A 17,036-nucleotide genomic window follows, 5' to 3' on the forward strand; every position below is an offset into this window, starting at 1 on the left:
TTTTCTTAATTTTAGCAGTGTACCTTATTTATCTCAAACTATCCGCTTCAAACAGAAAAGGTGATAGGGTAGCTAGATAAAGAAATCAGTGAAAAAGTAGCAGAGTTCATAGAAAAAATTTCTTCACATACCTTTTCCGAAAATGATGAGTTGCTTTCTATGCATTATAAGTAGACGTAATTTTAGCAACATAATTTTGTGTTTCTTTAAAAGGCGGAATACCACCGTATTTATCGACATTTCCTGGCCCTGCGTTATAGGCGGCAAGAGCAAGCTTAACGTTCCCGTTATATTTATCAAGCATTTGCCGTAAATATTTTGCGCCTCCTAAAATGTTTTCTCGAGGGTTAAGCGCATTTTGAACGCCAAGGTAGTTAGCCGTTGCGGGCATGAGCTGCATTAATCCTAATGCACCTGCATAGCTTTTGGCATTAGGATTAAAGTTAGATTCTTGTTTAATCACAGCTGAAATTAATTTAGGATCTAGATTATATTTCGAAGCTGCTTCATTAATCAGATCATCAAAGCGTGATCCAGTGATTGGTGATGTAGGCGAACTTCTTCTTTGAACCTGCTTATTGACATAAGGATCCGCATTCATTTTCAGAGGCAGAACATTAGATGCAAAAGTGAGTTGAGCTGTTGGCTCATTAGCACCTGTCTCTTCAGATATATATTGTGCCAAAATGTTTGCAAATATCGACGGATTTAAAAGTGTTGCAGGTGAAGTTGTCGGTTGCTTTGCCGTAAATGTTTGCAAAGTCTGTAGCTGTAACCACGTTTGATAAGCTCGAACATCCATTGATTTATTCCTCACTTAATAATTGATATTTGCGATCGTAAAAACGTTTGATCTTGTTCGCTGTATTACGCTTAGGGATTTCAAAGTCTTGCAGTAAGTTCTCGAATGCAAGTAGTCCTTGTTTTTCATCCTGAACTTCATACTCAATCTCTACATCATCGGTGTCCAAATAAAAACTATGGTCAAATACAAGCAAACCGCTCTTGTATTCAATTTCTGCTCGGTACGTTTGGAGTGTGCCAAAGTAAGTGAGGTCTGCTGATGATACACCAAGCTGCTGGAGAGCTACTGCCATTTCAGTTGGAAAGTTCTCTTTTTCAGTCATCAGCTCTTGTGCTTGTGGCTCTGTAATCTCAACATGTGTTTCTAATAACCCATTTTCATGAGGCTGCTTTAAAGTTAAAACAAACTTTCCATTTTTGTTTCGAATTCGTAAAGCAGCTCCTGCGCTTTTTAGCTGAAAGTCATTTGTATCAAAATAATGATTTTCCTGCATGATAAAATCACGGTCTGTTAGTTGGAAATAAGCTAGTAATTTTTTAAATTCACTCTTGTTTACTAAGTTTTTAAATTCAATTTCAATTTCTTGTTTCATGCTACATAAGCTCCTTTATGATGGATCTGTAAGGATATATTTAATAAGACGTTTTTTTATAATGTTTAGCATACCTATGTTTCTCTTTACGATTAGAAAAACAACTGCATTGTTATCATAAGATTTCATTTATAATCTATCATAAATTGGTTAATTTGTATCGTTAATATCTCGAATCAATCAACGTTTTGTAAAAGAGACGACATAGAAAGTAGGAGAAAACCTGAATAGATTTCGTTTCGCTTTATTAAACCGGGTTTGAATGTGTTAAAATAAGAACGAATTGTATAGTTGGAAGGAGTATATATATGCAAAATCGAATCGAAATCACAACCTGTGTGATGAAGAAAGATGAACTACATTTAAAGGCAGAGGCTATTGAACAACAAATCGAGCAGATTGAAGATATGAAGCAAGTGCTTGCTGATTCAGACAATATGTCATTCGTATACATTGTGGAGGTCAACGAGCAGTTTATGTATGTTGGACTAAGTGACAATATGTGGCCACACCTAAAGAACGTTTTACAAGATGATAAAAAAGTGTTTTTAGAAGTTAATAAGCAAGTCGTTGAGCTAACGGCTATGAAAGAAGAGTTAACATACTTAATCAGCAACATTGAAGGTAATGTAAACTACGGAGATGATATGGTAGCAAGAGTAGAAGAGGTTTTCTTAGATAAAAAAAGCAGTTAACAAGGTGAGGGGGATAGCAATGGTAAGGCATTGGGACTTATTTTTAGGACCGTATAAACAAGCGGTAGAAGAACTTAAAGTAAAGTTAAAAGGCATGCGCTCTCAATACGATATGAGGTCTACGCATTCTCCAATTGAGTTTGTAACAGGCCGAGTGAAACCCATTGCTAGTATTTTAGATAAAGCGGCGAGAAAAAACATTTCTTTAGAGCGTTTAGAGGAAGAGATGCAGGACATTGCAGGTCTACGTATGATGTGTCAATTTACAGATGACATTAAAGCAGTAGTTGAAATCCTAAGGCAGCGTACAGACTTTAAGGTAGTAGAAGAGCGAGATTATATTACTCATCAAAAAGAAAGTGGGTATCGCTCCTATCACATGGTCATTTGCTATCCTGTTCAGACCATACACGGAGAAAAGCAAATCTTAGCAGAAATTCAAATTCGTACGCTAGCGATGAATTTTTGGGCCACGATTGAACATTCTTTAAACTATAAATACAGTGGCAATTTTCCTCAAGAGATTAAAGAACGACTTCAACGAGCATCAGAAGCAGCTTTTCAGCTAGATGAAGAGATGTCAAAAATTCGAGGGGAAATTCAAGAAGCTCAGGTATTCTTTTCGCGTAAAAAAGAATCAGAGAAAACGGAAAATGAATAAAGAATAAAAATTCATATCAGGTTTTTCAACACAGATAGGGGGGAAGAAGGTGAGTAATATCAAGTTTGCTATTACGTCCAGGGGCGATCAAGTTTCAAATACATTAATGCAACGAATGAAAACGTACTTATTAGATTTTCACTTAGAGCAAGACGAAGATGAACCAGATATTGTGATTTCAGTGGGTGGAGATGGCACGTTATTGTATGCCTTTCACCATTATCAATATCGGTTAGACAAAACGGCTTTTGTTGGAGTACATACAGGACATTTAGGGTTTTATGCAGACTGGACACCAGATGAAATTGAGAAGTTAGTCATTGCTATTGCCAAAACACCTTATCAAGTTGTTGAATATCCACTGCTTGAGGTTATTATTCGTTACACAACCGGAGAAAAGGAAGCACGTTCTTTAGCACTCAATGAGTGCACGGTAAAAAGCGTGGAAGGCTCACTTGTTATGGATGTTGAAATTAGAGGTCAGCAGTTTGAAACATTCCGAGGGGATGGATTATGTATTTCAACTCCATCAGGAAGTACAGCTTATAATAAGTCCCTTGGAGGTGCTATTTTGCATCCGTCACTGCATGCGATTCAGATTGCCGAAATGGCTTCTATTAATAATCGTGTGTTTCGTACAATCGGATCTCCTCTCGTGTTACCAGGACACCATACCGCTTTATTAAAACCTGTTAATTACTCAGATTTCCAAATCACCATTGATCATTTAACGTTGCTACACAAAAACGTTAAGTCTATTCAGTGTCGAGTTGCGAATGAAAAGATTCGTTTTGCACGCTTCAGAGCTTTTCCATTTTGGCAGCGAGTAAGAGATTCATTTGTATGTGACTAAGTGGAGAGATATGATATGCACAAGCTATTTACGTTAACCTGGAACGTAACGGATTCATTTAGTGGCTCTTTATTACGTGACTTTTTAAAAAGACAACATATATCTCGAGCTGCATTAACAGATATTAAGTTTAAGGGTGGCTGTATTGAAGTAAATGACGAGAAAGTAAATGTTCGGTATAAACTTACTACTGGAGACTTTGTAAAAGTAACGTTTCCACTTGAATATCCAAGTGAAAGTCTTAAACCTGCATGCCTACCGTTAGATGTGATTTATGAAGATGACTACTTGTTGGTCATTAATAAATCCGCTGGGATGCCTAGTATTCCAACACGAGAGCACCTGGATGATTCGCTAAGCAATGCGCTGCTGTTTTACTATGAGCAAAACAGTATTGCTTCTACCATTCACTTAGTAAATAGGTTAGATCGTGATACTTCAGGTTTATTAATAGTCGCTAAGTATCGACACGTTCATTTCTTATTTTCTCAAGCTCAAGAGCAACGAGCAATTAAGCGTACATATCGTGCGCTTGTTCACGGAACCCTTTCTAAAAAAGAGGGGGTAATTAACGTTCCAATTGGAAGGAAGAACGGTAGTATCATTGAAAGAGTGGTACGTTCAGATGGTCAGTATGCTGTTACGCACTACAAAGTGATTGAAGAGTACGATGGATTTTCCGAAGTGGACTTACAGCTGGATACAGGGCGTACGCACCAAATTCGTGTTCATATGGAGTATGTGGGGAATCCTTTACTCGGCGACTCTCTATACGGTGGAAGCAGAGAGAGAATAAGCAGACAGGCGCTACATAGCTATAAGCTCACATTCTTTCATCCCATTTTGCAACGGGAAGTATCATTTCAATCACCGCTTCCTGATGATATGCAGCGTTTGGTTCAACAAAGCAGAGGGTAAATACGATAAGAGCACTACTCGTGAGTAGTGCTCTTATGCTATCCTTTAAACTTTTCAGCTACATAAGGCATAGAAGAAGACACGGAAACAAGCTCTTTTTCAGGGTAGCGAAACGCAGTTAACTTGCCGCCAAATACAGCTCCCGTATCAATATTAATAGTGTTGTTACGTAGCTTAGGAGACGTAATGGGTGTGTGACCGTAAACAACCAATGGCGTTCCATTGTAGTGTTGAGCCCAGTCATTCCGCACAGGTGATCCGTCTGGATGGGTTTCTCCAGTAATGTCTCCGTATAAAACAAACGTTTTAACTTTTTTATCGCTTCGACCAATATAGTCTGCCCGAATTCCAGCGTGTGCAATAACAAGCTGTTCATGTTTTAAGTGAACATAAAGAGGGGCATTCTCATAAAGTTCCATAAACTTATGTTTAATATCTTGCTGCTGCGTTTGGGAGAGGGCATTATATTCAGCTACGGTTGTTTCTAACCCATGTTTAATTTGGACTTTGTTTCCTTTGAAAAATCGATAAAGCTTATTGCAGTGGTTTCCAGGGCAGTAATAAGCTTTTTTTTGTTTAACAACGAGATGCCAAACAAGCTCGATTACCTTTAAGGAGTGAGGTCCTCGGTCCATCAAGTCTCCTACAAAGGCTAAGTGTCTATTTTCTGGATGGACGGGATAGGAAGAGTTCCAGCTATAGCCTAGTTTAGTTGTTAATTCTACAAGCTCATCGTAGCAGCCATGAATATCTCCGATTATATCTAGCTTCACATTTCTTCACGCTCTTTTCTAATGAATTTTGTATCGTTTGAAAAATAAACCTTTTAGGATGTAGAAATTTCATTCTATATTGTGCAAACTATCGATAAGATTTATCACATAATACTTAGATAAACAGAAGTTTTTAAGATTTTACTACGAGTTATGAGTTGAAATCTAGTTCATTTCATAATACAGTAAGGGAAGTTTTGTTCTGAGAGGAGGAAATAGTTATGACTGAATCAATGGAAAGAGAAGAACAAAAGAGACTTCAAGAAGACTTGATTAACTTGCTCAAAGAAAATAAAATTGATGCATTTCGAGAAGAGTTTCTAGAGATGCACCCGTATGATCAAGGTCAGTTTTTTGAAGAGCTAGACGAAGATTTGCGATTTGCTCTCTATGAAATGCTTTCTCCAGAAGAAATGGCTGACATTTTCGAACAGGTGGAAGTGCCTGAAGAAGACTATCAGGATTTGCTTTCAGAGATGCACCCAACCTTTGCTGCGGATATGCTAGCTGAGATGTCAACGGATGACGCAGTTGATGTTTTAAACGAGTTGGATAAAGAGCAAGTAGCGAGCTATTTAACCATTATGGATGAAGAAGCAGCGGATGAAATTAAAGAATTACTTCACTATGAAGAGTACACGGCCGGCAGTATCATGACAACAGAGTTTATCGCAATTAAAGCAAACCAAACGGTTCGCTCTGCGATGCAAATTTTAAGGAGAGAAGCTCCAGGAGCTGAAACCATTTACTATACGTTTGTTGTGGATGAACAAAAACATTTAGTAGGTGTTATTTCCTTAAGGGACTTAATTGTTGCAGATGAAGAAACCATGATTAGTGATGTCATGAGTGAACGTGTTGTATCGGTATCCGTTGCGGAAGACCAAGAAGAAGTTGCACGCATTATGAGGGACTATAATTTCTTAGCGTTACCCGTAGTAGACTTTCAGCAGCACCTTCTTGGAATCATTACCGTCGATGATGTGATTGATGTAATGGATGAAGAAGCATCTGACGATTACTCTAAACTCGCAGGTCTTAGCGACGTAGACGATACGGCAAGCAACAACCCTTTTAATGCAGCTAAAAAGCGTTTACCTTGGTTAATTATTCTTTTGTTTTTAGGTTTGATGACGGCGAGTTTAATTGGGCGTTTTGAGGATACGCTAAATCAAGTAGCTATTTTAGCAATCTTTATTCCTTTAATTGGCGGAATGGCAGGGAACACCGGTACTCAAGCGCTAGCCGTAGCCGTTCGGGGAATTGCAACCGGAGAAATTCAAGAAGAAGGAAAATTAAAGCTTCTCATTCGTGAAGCATTAACAGGTCTAATTACAGGAGGATTCTCTGGTATTGCCGTAACGCTAATTGTATACGTATGGCAGGGTGACTTGATTTTAGGAGCGCTGGTTGGCATTTCTATATTTGCAACGCTAACTGTTGCAACGATAACGGGCGCATTTATCCCGCTATTCATGCATCGTTTGAAGATTGACCCTGCGGTGGCATCTGGACCGTTTATTACTACGATTAATGATCTTATTAGTATTTTAATTTACTTTGGATTAGCAACAACTTTTATGAGCTATTTAAAATAGAGTTGTTGACAGATTAGGCATCGCCTTTTATGCTTGACATTTAAATTTAACACTGGCTTAATATACTTTCATTATACTAAGCAGGTGAAGGAAAAGGAGGGAAAAGTAGATGGAACATCATGCATCCGTAACCTCACTTGTTATTGTAATTACGGTCGCTTTTTTAACACCAATTCTACTTCATCGCTTTAAACTCAACGTTATCCCTGTTGTAGTAGCTGAAATTATTATGGGGTTAATTATCGGAAAAAGTGGATTTGATCTCGTTCAACAAGATATGTGGTTAGAGACGTTGTCTACCCTTGGCTTTATCTTTTTAATGTTTTTAAGCGGGCTAGAAATTGATTTTTCTGCATTTGCAGGTGGACAAAAGAAGGAAAAGACGAAATCAGGTAAAACGATCCCAAATTCGTTTGCTGTATCAACCATTGTATTTATTGCTATTTTTGCTGTTTCCTTGTTATTATCCTATATCTTTGTCTGGACAGGGTTTATTGACAATGCGTTTCTAATGACGCTTATTATTTCAACGATTTCACTTGGCGTTGTTGTTCCAACGCTAAAGGATGCCCAGATTATGAAGAAGTCCATTGGGCAAACCATCTTACTTATTGCAGTTATTGCAGATCTTGTGACGATGATTCTTCTTGCTGTTTTTGCATCAATTTATGCAGAGTCGGGAGGAGGAAACACATGGTTACTGCTTATTCTGTTTGCTGCCGGTGTTCTCTTCTACTTTATCGGTAAGCAGTTTAAGCATCGCTCATTCCTTGAAACAATGTCTAAAGGAACGGTTCAGATTGATACGCGGGCAGTATTTGCTCTTATTATTATCCTAGTGGGACTTTCTGAATCAATTGGAGCGGAAAATATCTTAGGAGCCTTTTTAGCGGGTGTGCTTGTATCACTGCTTGCTCCAGATAAAAATCTCGTGCATAAACTAGATTCCTTCGGCTACGGGTTTTTAATTCCCATCTTTTTTGTAATGGTTGGAGTAGACCTTGATATTTGGTCGTTGTTTGGAGATTCAAAAGTACTTCTTCTAATGCCTTTATTGCTGTTAGCTTTATTGTTATCAAAGCTGTTACCAGTAATGATTATGCGCATTTGGTACGATACAAAAACAGTGTTGGCATCAGGCTTTCTATTAACATCAACGCTTTCACTCGTTATTGCCGCAGCTACGGTTGGTGAAAATATTGGTGTCATTGATTCACAGATGTCAGGGGCTCTCATTCTAGTAGCGGTCATTACGTGTATTATTACGCCAATCGTCTTTAGAAAGCTGTTTCCAAAGCCAGAAATCAATGACAAGAAGCTTAAAATCAACATGCTTGGTGCGAATCAATTTACCCTACCAGTAATTCGAGATCTTGATTTAAATATGTATGACGTAACGATTTATCATACATCAAATGAAAAGCTAGATAACCGTACGTCTGACACTGTTTTTAATATTAATGATATTGAATCTTATGATGTGGACTATCTAAAAAAACAAGGTATTTTAGATACAGATGTACTCGTTGTTACAACAGGAGAAGAAGAGCGCAATACATCAATTGCTTTAGCTGCCAAAGAATATGGGACAGGTCGAGTCATTGCGCGTGTTGAAACGCCAGAACTCGATGAAAAGCTAAAAGCAAATCAAGTGGAAGTCTTCTCTGTACTATTATCAACCACAGCGCTATTAAAAGCGTTAATTGAGTCACCTACGGTTTTAAATATTTTAACGAACCAAGAGTCGGCTCTTTACCAAATCAATATGCGTAACCCAAAATATCAGGGAGTAGAGCTTCGTAAATTTCCATTTACGGGTGATGTCATCTTTGTTCGTATCTTTAGAGGGAAAGACTCCATCGTTCCTCACGGCGATACGGAACTTGCGTTAGATGACCGGTTGATTGTAACGGGATCACGTTCCTACGTAAATGAGCTCAAAATGCTTTTAGAGTATAAAATTCGTTAATAAAAATAAGCCTTTCAGTCAATAAGCTATCCGGAAAACTGAGAGTTAACTCTTAATTTTCCGGGTTTTTTAATATGTAAGCTAATTTAAAAGAGTAGTGAAGAGAAATGAAGCGAACTTGTACCTGTATTAGAAACGTCATAATTTGTCTTTAAAAAGCGAGCATTTTATTATGTCTCAGCTTCTTTTGTAGATATAAATGATAGCTTTTTAGACTTCTCCTATGTTATACTTATATTAATACCAGGTACTAATAACTTGTAATAAGTAGGAGGATATTAAAAGATGTTAAAAAGCTTATCCTTAGAGAACCGCACATTTGTTGTTATGGGAGTAGCAAATAAACGAAGCATTGCGTGGGGAATTGCTCGTTCATTGCACGAAGCAGGCGCACGTTTAGTATTTACATATGCGGGAGAACGCTTAGAGAAAAATGTTCGCGATCTTGCAGCTTCATTAGAGCGTGAAGATACGCTTGTATTACCTTGTGACGTAACACAAGATGAAGACATTAAAGCATGTTTCACAAAAATTAAAGAAGAAGTAGGCCATATTCATGGCGTAGCACATTGTATTGCGTTTGCAAATCGCGAAGATTTAGATGGCAATTTTGTAGATACGTCTCGTGATGGTTTCCTTTTAGCTCACAATATTAGCTCATATTCACTTACAGCTGTTGCTCGTGAAGCAAAAGAGCTAATGACAGAAGGCGGAAGCATCGTAACCCTAACTTATTTAGGCGGAGAGCGCGTTGTTCAGAACTATAACGTAATGGGCGTAGCTAAAGCTTCATTAGATGCTAGCGTACGCTATTTAGCTTCAGACTTAGGTCAGCACGGTATTCGCGTTAACTCAATTTCTGCAGGACCAATTCGTACGTTATCTGCAAAAGGAATTAGCGACTTTAACTCAATTTTAAAACAAATTGAAGAGCGTGCACCGCTTCGTCGCACAACAACTCCAGAAGAAGTTGGAGATACGGCAACATTCTTATTCAGCGATCTATCACGTGGAATTACAGGCGAAAACCTACACGTGGATTCTGGTTTCCATATTATTGGACGTTAATCGTTCTTGTAAGAGCGCTACAACATGTAGCGCTCTTTTTTTGTATGGTCATAAAAAAAGAAACAAGTTTTCTAGAAAGCAAGCATACATTTTTAAGAGAACGATAACAAGCAATGGGAGGTATGCTTCATGACTGACTCTCGCTCAAGGTCCGAAGACAACGAGCCTTTAATGTATATTGTGCAGCCCACTCAAGCACAAACAACAAGATCGATGCAATATTTTTATAGTTCAAAGCAAAACGAAAAAGAGCAGCAGCCTTTAAAAGAAGAACCAACTTTCTCACCTATTCAGGACGTAAAATCACAGGAAGTTAAGCCTGAGAAAGCTGGGTTACCTGCGAATGTTCATAAACACAAAGAGCAAAAGAAACCAAATAAAGCATTTCAATATATGAACATTAGTGAAAAAATTAATTTTCTATGTGGATTTCCAAAACATATGGCACAGCCCATTTGTGAAATAAGCGTAGAAGGAAAGTCATTTATTGGAACGATTGTAGAATTTGCAGACGGTGAATTATCGATTTTAGTTCCCCCACATGACAAGCCCAATCGTGTGCCTGTCAAAGATATTATAACGATTTCAATTGTTAAGATTTAAAGAAGCAAAAAGCTAACAAACGAATTTTTCTTGTTAGCTTTTTTCAGTAAAGGTGGGTTTCACATGACCTGGATTTATTTATTTTTATTTGTTTTTGCTACGTTTCGCCTCACAAGGCTGATTGTATTTGATAAAATCACAGGTTTTATTCGCCAGCCGTTTCACGAAATGGTTAAGGAAGTTGATGAACAAGGCAATGAAATGACTTACTTAACAGTAAAGGGAAAAGGGCTTAGGAAATGGATTGGAGAACTCTTAAGCTGTTATTGGTGTACGGGCATGTGGTGTGCAATTGCAATTTATGCAGGCTACACGTTTTTTCCACAGGTAGCTATTCCAGCAATCATTATTTTAGCCATTGCTGGATGTGCAGGCATTATTGAATCATTTATGAAATAAATGGACGGGCATAGAAAAAACAATCGACTTACAGCCGATTGTTTTTTATTCTTCTGTCGGAAGAGTGAGGACGATTTTATTTAGAAAAGGGATGCCTTGCTTCCATTCTTCACTGTAAAAATAACCTTCTACAATAACAAAAGATGAGCTTAGTTCTTTTGGAACGAGAAGCTGAAATGATTCAAAGCGCAATGGCTGATTAGGTGCTAGCTGGGCAGAGCGGGTAGGTCTAATCCAATATTCACCCTCTTGTTTGATTCTTTCTCGCCATTTTGGATGAGCATACTTCCACTGAATGGCTGATGGTGGAATAGTGGAATCTTCAATTTCTTTTTCATCCACAATCTTTCCAATTAGTGCTACGTTTTCGTGAGGTTTTACTTTTAAGCAGATAACGGGTGAAGTAAGCGGTTTGCTTGTTTGATTTGTAATTATAGCGTTTCCAAGGATCATCATTTCTTCCTCATCTGGAGTTGGCAACAAGACAGAGTGTTGAAAATAACTAATGACGTCAGTCGCTTGAAAGCGATCAACTTTTACTTCTACACGCTTTTCTACCACTTTCTCAACAGGCTTTTCGATGATTTTCTCAATGACTTTTTCTTCGATAATGGGCTGCTTGCGAGAAATTCTTTCTTTTAAAGACTCAATGATAATAGCTTGCTCTGAGTGCTCATTTTTAAGATGATAAAGCTCTCTTTCAAGCTCTTCAAGCTCTGTATCTTTGTCATTGACTGAATAGGCTTCAGCGTGTTTGTTTTTCCAAAACGAGGCGTTTTCTTTCTCTCGGTCGAGTGCTCGTTCCAGCTGTCTCAGCTGATTTTCATAATTTTTTAGTTCAGATTTATAGTGAATGAGCTTTTGGCGCATTACCATTGAATCATCTTTAGATGAAGGGGACATTATATAATCTCCTTTCGTAACGTAGCTATCAATATTTCATATGTATGCGAAGCAATGGCTATCAATGAAAAAAGAGGAGAAAAATTCTCCTCTGATTATGCATTGACTTATTCGAATTCGTATTCTCCGCCGTGATCTTCTTCATGTGAGTGATGAGTGCCAGGGAATAACTCGTGACATTGTGGTGGATGAATAATTGGTCCGCATCCTAACGTTTCTAGAAGTTCTGGGCGAGGGTGGCAATAGCTACCTTCTACTTCAATATTTACATAACGCTCTACTTGAACACTAACGCAAAGCATCATTTCTAAATCTAAGCTTTCGAATCCACCAGTTGGTAATGATCGAACGTCTCCTTGACCATCAAAGTTGTCTAAACGTACAACTGGATATGTGCCTTCTGGTGCACATAAGTAGAAGCGCTGTGTTGTAGACCATGGTACTACTGGTGACAAGTAACAGCTTGGCGTACCTAGATCGTCACAACCGAACTCATCTCTTGTAAATTTGATACGACAGAAACCATTCATAGATAGTTTCACTTCGTGTAGAGTAACTACTTCTCCATCAGGTAATAAAATTTCTTTGTGTTTGCGTCCATGTTTTTTACATGTTGGAATTTCAATCACTTCTGCAATTGCATCTTCATCGTTTAAATCAAGCGGGTTGCCTGCTGCATCTGTTAAGATAACCTCAACGTCTACATAAGGTGATGTAGGATCAAAGTTGCCAAACTCTAATGAACCGTTGCTATAAAGACGCTCTAAAGAGATTTCACGCTTCACCCAATCATATACTTTAGGAACGCGAATACATAATGAATCTAAATGTTCTCCCATTCTTTTTTACCTCCTAATCGTAATTGTCCTTCCTTTATGCTATTCGTTAACTAGGTATCGGACTACTATAGTGTATGAATGACCCGGTTTTGTGTGACCGTGACAAAAGCGGAATTTAGAAAAGTTTGCTGCATGCATAAAATTTGAAGGAAATAATAAACTCACTTACAGCATATTCATATTAAGAAAAAGTGTTATTCATCTAGAAAGAAATTTTATGAGTAATTAGCTTACATGAAGGAGTGAATCGCTGTGGCTGAAGTAAAAGTAAGAGAATATATTGCAAGCTTAAAAGCTGAGTTAGAGTTTTATAAGGAAGAATATCAAAAATATAAGAGTGAAGAGTTAAATTATGAAGAACTTAAGGAAGACTTAGAGAATTTCAGAGAAAAAAATAAAAAATTAGTTGAAGAAATTGACTGGTTAAAAGCAATGATTAATGAACAAAAAGAGCAGGAGAAAAAAGCTCAGCAAAAGCCGGAGGCAAAAGTAGAGGAAGATGAAACACCGATAGAAGCAATAGAGGCATATTCATCATTTGATAAATCAATTAATCAAGGTCTTAGTGAACTTCAGCAAAAGCTAAGCGGGGTTCAGCGACATAAAATGAGACAACAAGCGGTGAATCGAGAGCGTGATATGAACAGTCAGGATCTATTTTTAAAGCTGCAGCGTAAAATGGACAAATAACACTGAACTTCTTACTACAAGCTGAATATAATGTCATAGATTGCATTTTGTGAAAAGGAGGGACCATAGGATGTATTATAATCAAAAACAAGCATACCCTCACCCGCACCCTCATTACTATCAGCAGCCTGTAATGAAAAAAGCAGTTCAATATCCTTCAAAGCCTGTGCAAAAGCCAATGCCAAAGCAAGGTGGATGTGGTTGCGGATCTAAATTACCGAAGCGTTAAACCGTTTGTACTGCCTATCTTGGCAGTACTTTTTTTCTTCTTATACATAGTATAGATGGAGGTGAATGACGTGGCAGATTTTTTTGAGCAATTAGAGAAACTTTTTGAAGAGCAAATCATTGGTTCTCATGAAAAAAAGATGGATGAAGTGGAAAAGTTATCTCAGCGATTTGAAAAGCAAGAGCGTCAATTACAGCAGCAAGAAAAGCAAATTGATGATATTTATAATGATGATCCGTTTGGACAATAAAATTATTTCTTGACCAAAAGCCCATACCAATTCATGCCCCATCACATATTGTATAGAGAAGAAGGACAGAGGGGGTGTAATTATGGGCTTTGGATATGGCGGATATGGCTGTGGCTACGGTGGTGGTTACGGCGGTGGTTTTGCGCTAATCGTAGTACTATTTATTTTATTAGTTATTATTGGTTGTGCATGTTACAACTAATCCCTTCTACTGAATATAGTAAAAGAGAGTACGAGTGAGCATTCACTCGTACTTTATTTTGATATTGTACCTCACAAACCGTCGATTAAAAGTGGTCACCATCTGGGCAGCAGTTGCATACGATAAAGTATTCCGTACAGAACCGCTTCTTCTCACACAATATGGCGGCTAGAAACAATTTGGTTTCATAAGCTTTATATGCCAAAGGAGGCAATGTAAATGGATAACAATATGTTTAAGAATATTGAAAAGAAAACAGGCGTTAATATGAAGGATATTTTCGAGCTAGCGAACTCCGTGCAAAACGCCAATTTTAAGGATGAACAAACGGTGCGTAATATTGTAAAACGTGTAGCTCAAATTGCAAATAAACCAATTTCAAAACAAAAAGAAGATCAGATTGTCAAAGCACTTGCTAGCAACAACCAATCAATTGATTTTAGTACAATTTCTAAAATGTTGAATGAGAAGAAGAAATAAGTAAAGAGCCGGGATTCCCCGGCTCTTTACTTATGAAATGACTAGTATGCTTTTAAAAAAGGTTTTAAAAAGCGAGAAGGGTAAGCTGTTTTTCCTCTTCGCGTTTGTAAAATGGATAGGTATAGGGATAGCTTTGCTCGCGTCATGGCTACATAAAGTAAGCGTCTTTCTTCTTCCAATGCACCAACCTCACCGTTTCGGTACGATTCAAGCGCATAGTCATGCGGAATACCCCCGTCTACGTTACCTAAAACATATACGTGCTTATACTCCAGACCCTTAGCACGATGAATGGTTGTTAAATGAACGCTCTCATTAAACTGCTTACTTAAAACCTTCATTTCTTTGTTCATACCAATCATGTGATCTGCGTGGTCAAGCAGTTCTTTGACGGTTGAAAATTTACGTGCAACAACTCTTAAGTCACGAACGTCGTCTGACCCTTTTTCCATGGCATTCCCTTCATTTCCACGCTTTTTGACAAAGTCATCAAAACCCATATCTTTTGAAATAGTTTCAATGGCATTAACAGGCTTCATCTTTTTTAAGCTTGCAAACAACGGAATAATCTTTTTCAACTTCTTTTGTTGAAACGATTTTAAATCCTTTAAATGGCCAAGCGCTTCGACAAATGATACGTCATTTAAAATACTCATTGCCTTTAAGTCATTTAAGACATTTTTCTTTAAAAATAATGCCTGAACGATGCTAGTCAGGGATTGATTATCGTTTGGATCTAAGCTAAGGCGTAAAAAAGCAAGCATTGTTTTTACAACCCGACGTTCATAAAATGAATCTGCATCTTGCTCAATGGTAAACGGAAGATTTGACTGTGACAACCGTTCAAAGACCGCACGTGAAGAAGCATGAGTACGATATAAAATGGAAAAGTCAGAAGGAGATGCACCGGCTTGAACTTTCTCTTTTATATCTCGCACAATCATTGTGGCTTCTTCTTCTTCATCATAAGGAAAGAAAAAAGTTGGTATATGATCATGGTGAAACTGTGCTTTCATATTTTTTGGATGTCGCTCTGTATTGCGTTCAACGACCTTATTGGCAGCTGAAACAATTGAATGAGCAGAGCGGTAGTTTTGGTGAAGCGTTACTTTTTTCGTTCCTGGAAAATCTCTTTCGAAATTCAAAATAAAGCTTGGGTCACTGCCACGAAACGCGTAGATGGACTGATCATCGTCACCTACAACGCATAAGTTTTTAGAGTCAGCGCTCAACATTTTCATAATAGCATACTGAACTTTATTAATATCTTGAAATTCATCAATCAGAAAGTATCTGAATCGCTTTTGATAACGAACAAGAAGCTCAGGGTTATCTCTAAGCATTTGATAGCAGCCGTCCAGCATATCATCAAAATCGAACAGCCCTTGCTTTTGCTTTGTTTGTTCGTAATGAGTATACAGGTGGTGAACTTGCTCTTCCCACTGGCTAGCAGGACGAATATCTTTCACACCCAAAAGCGTATTTTTCCAATAGCTAATCTGTTGAATAGCTTGGTCGAATGGAAAATCTTTTTCGTCAAGATTTATTTCTCGTCCTGCTTCTTTTAAAATTTGTTCCTTTTGCCAATCCCATTTTAACAATCGACTCATTTGCCAAGAATCTGGGGCATGATGAACAACCATCCGCAGAAAAATACTATGGAATGTGCCGACAAGCATCTGCTTAATGATTGATGGTGACATTCCAGGATAAGATGTGAGACGGTTCTTCATTTCTTTTGCTGCTTTTGATGTAAACGTTACGAGCATAATTGAACGCGGATCAATTTTATGCTCTTGGATCATATAAGCAGTACGAGCGGTTAATACTCTCGTTTTTCCACTTCCTGCCCCAGCCAAAATTAAAAGGGGACCTTCAAAGTGAGTAACTGAGCTCCACTGATTTGTATCTAACACGATTTGATGTTCCTGCAATGCATGAGAATAGGATGATTTCGCTTCTTTCACTTCCGCTTTTGATGCTGAAAAAGCAGGAATTGGGTTGAAAAAAGTGGAATTTTTCCATTGAAGTTCATTTTTTACTTCGCTTTTCCCAATGGCTCTGCTTTTTGGAATTCGAAACCCTCCTTGTTCTTCATAGCTTGTACTTGAAGCCAGCACAGGAACGGGTTGTTTTTGGGTGAATGGTTTCATACATTCTGAGCGTTCGTGAGGGGCATTGCGATGATAAAAATAAGGAGCTTGGTGAATTCCGATTGCAAGATGAACAGTTTCCTTACAATGAGCACAAGTTAATTCATTTCGAATTCCTGCTTCATAAATCATTTGAAACTGACTGCGACCTAATGTGTCGAGTGAAATCGTCTTCCCGTTATGTAGAGCATTTTGCATACAGCTGACCTCCTTTATCGTTTCATTTCTGTTAAAACAGCTAAAAACTATCATACCATATTCAAATGACTATCGAACAGGTAGAGAGTAAAACAACTTGTCTAAGCAAAATGTCGAATATCTTTTGTTCAAACGGGAAAAAGATTATAAAAGGAGGA

General features: G+C 37.9%; 20 protein-coding genes. 14 read left to right on the forward strand and 6 right to left on the reverse strand.

Annotated features, from left to right (window positions below; all coding sequences use genetic code 11):
- Positions 1-157: 157 nt before the first annotated feature.
- Positions 158-802 (reverse strand): lytic transglycosylase domain-containing protein, encoded by a 645-nt coding sequence (locus NIZ91_04040; protein USY55835.1) that lies wholly within the window; start codon positions 800-802, stop codon positions 158-160.
- Positions 803-806: 4 nt separating this feature from the next.
- The gene (locus NIZ91_04045; GenBank protein ID USY55836.1) at positions 807-1,397 is read right to left on the reverse strand and encodes a CYTH domain-containing protein; all 591 of its coding nucleotides are present in this window, start codon (positions 1,395-1,397) and stop codon (positions 807-809) included.
- 308 nt (positions 1,398-1,705) lie between these two features.
- Here NIZ91_04045 and NIZ91_04050 point away from each other — a divergent pair, with 308 nt between their 5' ends.
- From NIZ91_04050 to NIZ91_04065, 4 genes are read left to right on the forward strand one after another with little or no spacing between them, the layout of a single operon-like run.
- A complete protein-coding gene (locus NIZ91_04050) occupies positions 1,706-2,092 on the forward strand; it encodes a hypothetical protein (protein USY55837.1) in 387 nt (128 codons plus the stop codon).
- 19 nt (positions 2,093-2,111) lie between these two features.
- Positions 2,112-2,753 carry a GTP pyrophosphokinase family protein gene (locus tag NIZ91_04055; protein ID USY55838.1) on the forward strand — a complete coding sequence of 214 codons (642 nt, stop codon included), beginning with the start codon at positions 2,112-2,114 and terminating at the stop codon, positions 2,751-2,753.
- A 58-nt stretch (positions 2,754-2,811) separates the two neighbouring features.
- A complete protein-coding gene (locus NIZ91_04060) occupies positions 2,812-3,606 on the forward strand; it encodes an NAD kinase (GenBank protein ID USY57087.1) in 795 nt (264 codons plus the stop codon).
- A gap of 15 nt (positions 3,607-3,621) precedes the next feature.
- On the forward strand, positions 3,622-4,524 hold the full coding sequence (locus tag NIZ91_04065; protein USY55839.1) for an RluA family pseudouridine synthase: 903 nt from the start codon (positions 3,622-3,624) through the stop codon (positions 4,522-4,524).
- Between the two features lie 38 nt (positions 4,525-4,562).
- Here NIZ91_04065 and prpE read toward each other — a convergent pair whose 3' ends face one another.
- The gene (gene prpE, locus NIZ91_04070; GenBank protein ID USY55840.1) at positions 4,563-5,297 is read right to left on the reverse strand and encodes a bis(5'-nucleosyl)-tetraphosphatase PrpE; all 735 of its coding nucleotides are present in this window, start codon (positions 5,295-5,297) and stop codon (positions 4,563-4,565) included.
- Between the two features lie 221 nt (positions 5,298-5,518).
- Here prpE and mgtE point away from each other — a divergent pair, with 221 nt between their 5' ends.
- The 5 genes from mgtE to NIZ91_04095 all read left to right on the forward strand — a co-directional run bounded on the left by mgtE (position 5,519) and on the right by NIZ91_04095 (position 10,934).
- Positions 5,519-6,895, forward strand: a complete 1,377-nt coding sequence (gene mgtE, locus NIZ91_04075) for a magnesium transporter (GenBank protein USY55841.1) — start codon at positions 5,519-5,521, stop codon at positions 6,893-6,895.
- A 109-nt stretch (positions 6,896-7,004) separates the two neighbouring features.
- Complete coding sequence (locus NIZ91_04080; GenBank protein USY55842.1) at positions 7,005-8,864, forward strand: monovalent cation:proton antiporter family protein; 1,860 nt, start codon at positions 7,005-7,007, stop codon at positions 8,862-8,864.
- Positions 8,865-9,149: 285 nt separating this feature from the next.
- Positions 9,150-9,932, forward strand: a complete 783-nt coding sequence (gene fabI, locus NIZ91_04085) for an enoyl-ACP reductase FabI (GenBank protein ID USY55843.1) — start codon at positions 9,150-9,152, stop codon at positions 9,930-9,932.
- Between the two features lie 129 nt (positions 9,933-10,061).
- Positions 10,062-10,535, forward strand: coding sequence for a spore coat CotO family protein (locus NIZ91_04090; protein USY55844.1), 474 nt, complete (start codon positions 10,062-10,064; stop codon positions 10,533-10,535).
- A 63-nt stretch (positions 10,536-10,598) separates the two neighbouring features.
- Positions 10,599-10,934: a DUF1360 domain-containing protein gene (locus NIZ91_04095; GenBank protein ID USY55845.1), complete on the forward strand. Its 336-nt coding sequence runs from the start codon at positions 10,599-10,601 to the stop codon at positions 10,932-10,934.
- 45 nt (positions 10,935-10,979) lie between these two features.
- On the opposite strand, the gene NIZ91_04100 is transcribed toward NIZ91_04095, so the two are convergent.
- A complete protein-coding gene (locus NIZ91_04100; protein ID USY55846.1) occupies positions 10,980-11,837 on the reverse strand; it encodes a hypothetical protein in 858 nt (285 codons plus the stop codon).
- Positions 11,838-11,944: 107 nt separating this feature from the next.
- Positions 11,945-12,676 (reverse strand): hypothetical protein, encoded by a 732-nt coding sequence (locus NIZ91_04105; protein ID USY55847.1) that lies wholly within the window; start codon positions 12,674-12,676, stop codon positions 11,945-11,947.
- Positions 12,677-12,928: 252 nt separating this feature from the next.
- Between NIZ91_04105 and NIZ91_04110 the strand changes: the two genes are divergently transcribed.
- The 5 genes from NIZ91_04110 (at position 12,929) to NIZ91_04130 (ending at position 14,527) form a co-directional block, all read left to right on the forward strand.
- Positions 12,929-13,366 (forward strand): hypothetical protein, encoded by a 438-nt coding sequence (locus NIZ91_04110; GenBank protein USY55848.1) that lies wholly within the window; start codon positions 12,929-12,931, stop codon positions 13,364-13,366.
- 70 nt (positions 13,367-13,436) lie between these two features.
- On the forward strand, positions 13,437-13,595 hold the full coding sequence (locus NIZ91_04115) for a hypothetical protein (protein ID USY55849.1): 159 nt from the start codon (positions 13,437-13,439) through the stop codon (positions 13,593-13,595).
- A gap of 70 nt (positions 13,596-13,665) precedes the next feature.
- A complete protein-coding gene (locus NIZ91_04120; protein USY55850.1) occupies positions 13,666-13,845 on the forward strand; it encodes a hypothetical protein in 180 nt (59 codons plus the stop codon).
- An 82-nt stretch (positions 13,846-13,927) separates the two neighbouring features.
- On the forward strand, positions 13,928-14,047 hold the full coding sequence (locus NIZ91_04125) for a YjcZ family sporulation protein (protein USY55851.1): 120 nt from the start codon (positions 13,928-13,930) through the stop codon (positions 14,045-14,047).
- A 219-nt stretch (positions 14,048-14,266) separates the two neighbouring features.
- A complete protein-coding gene (locus NIZ91_04130; protein USY55852.1) occupies positions 14,267-14,527 on the forward strand; it encodes a stage VI sporulation protein F in 261 nt (86 codons plus the stop codon).
- Between the two features lie 41 nt (positions 14,528-14,568).
- Here NIZ91_04130 and NIZ91_04135 read toward each other — a convergent pair whose 3' ends face one another.
- On the reverse strand, positions 14,569-16,878 hold the full coding sequence (locus NIZ91_04135; GenBank protein ID USY55853.1) for an ATP-dependent helicase: 2,310 nt from the start codon (positions 16,876-16,878) through the stop codon (positions 14,569-14,571).
- Between the last annotated feature and the right edge of the window lie 158 nt (positions 16,879-17,036).

The organism is Bacillus sp. 1780r2a1 (assembly GCA_024134725.1).
In the GTDB taxonomy this organism is placed as follows: Bacteria; Bacillota; Bacilli; order Bacillales; family Bacillaceae_H; genus Priestia; species Priestia aryabhattai_A.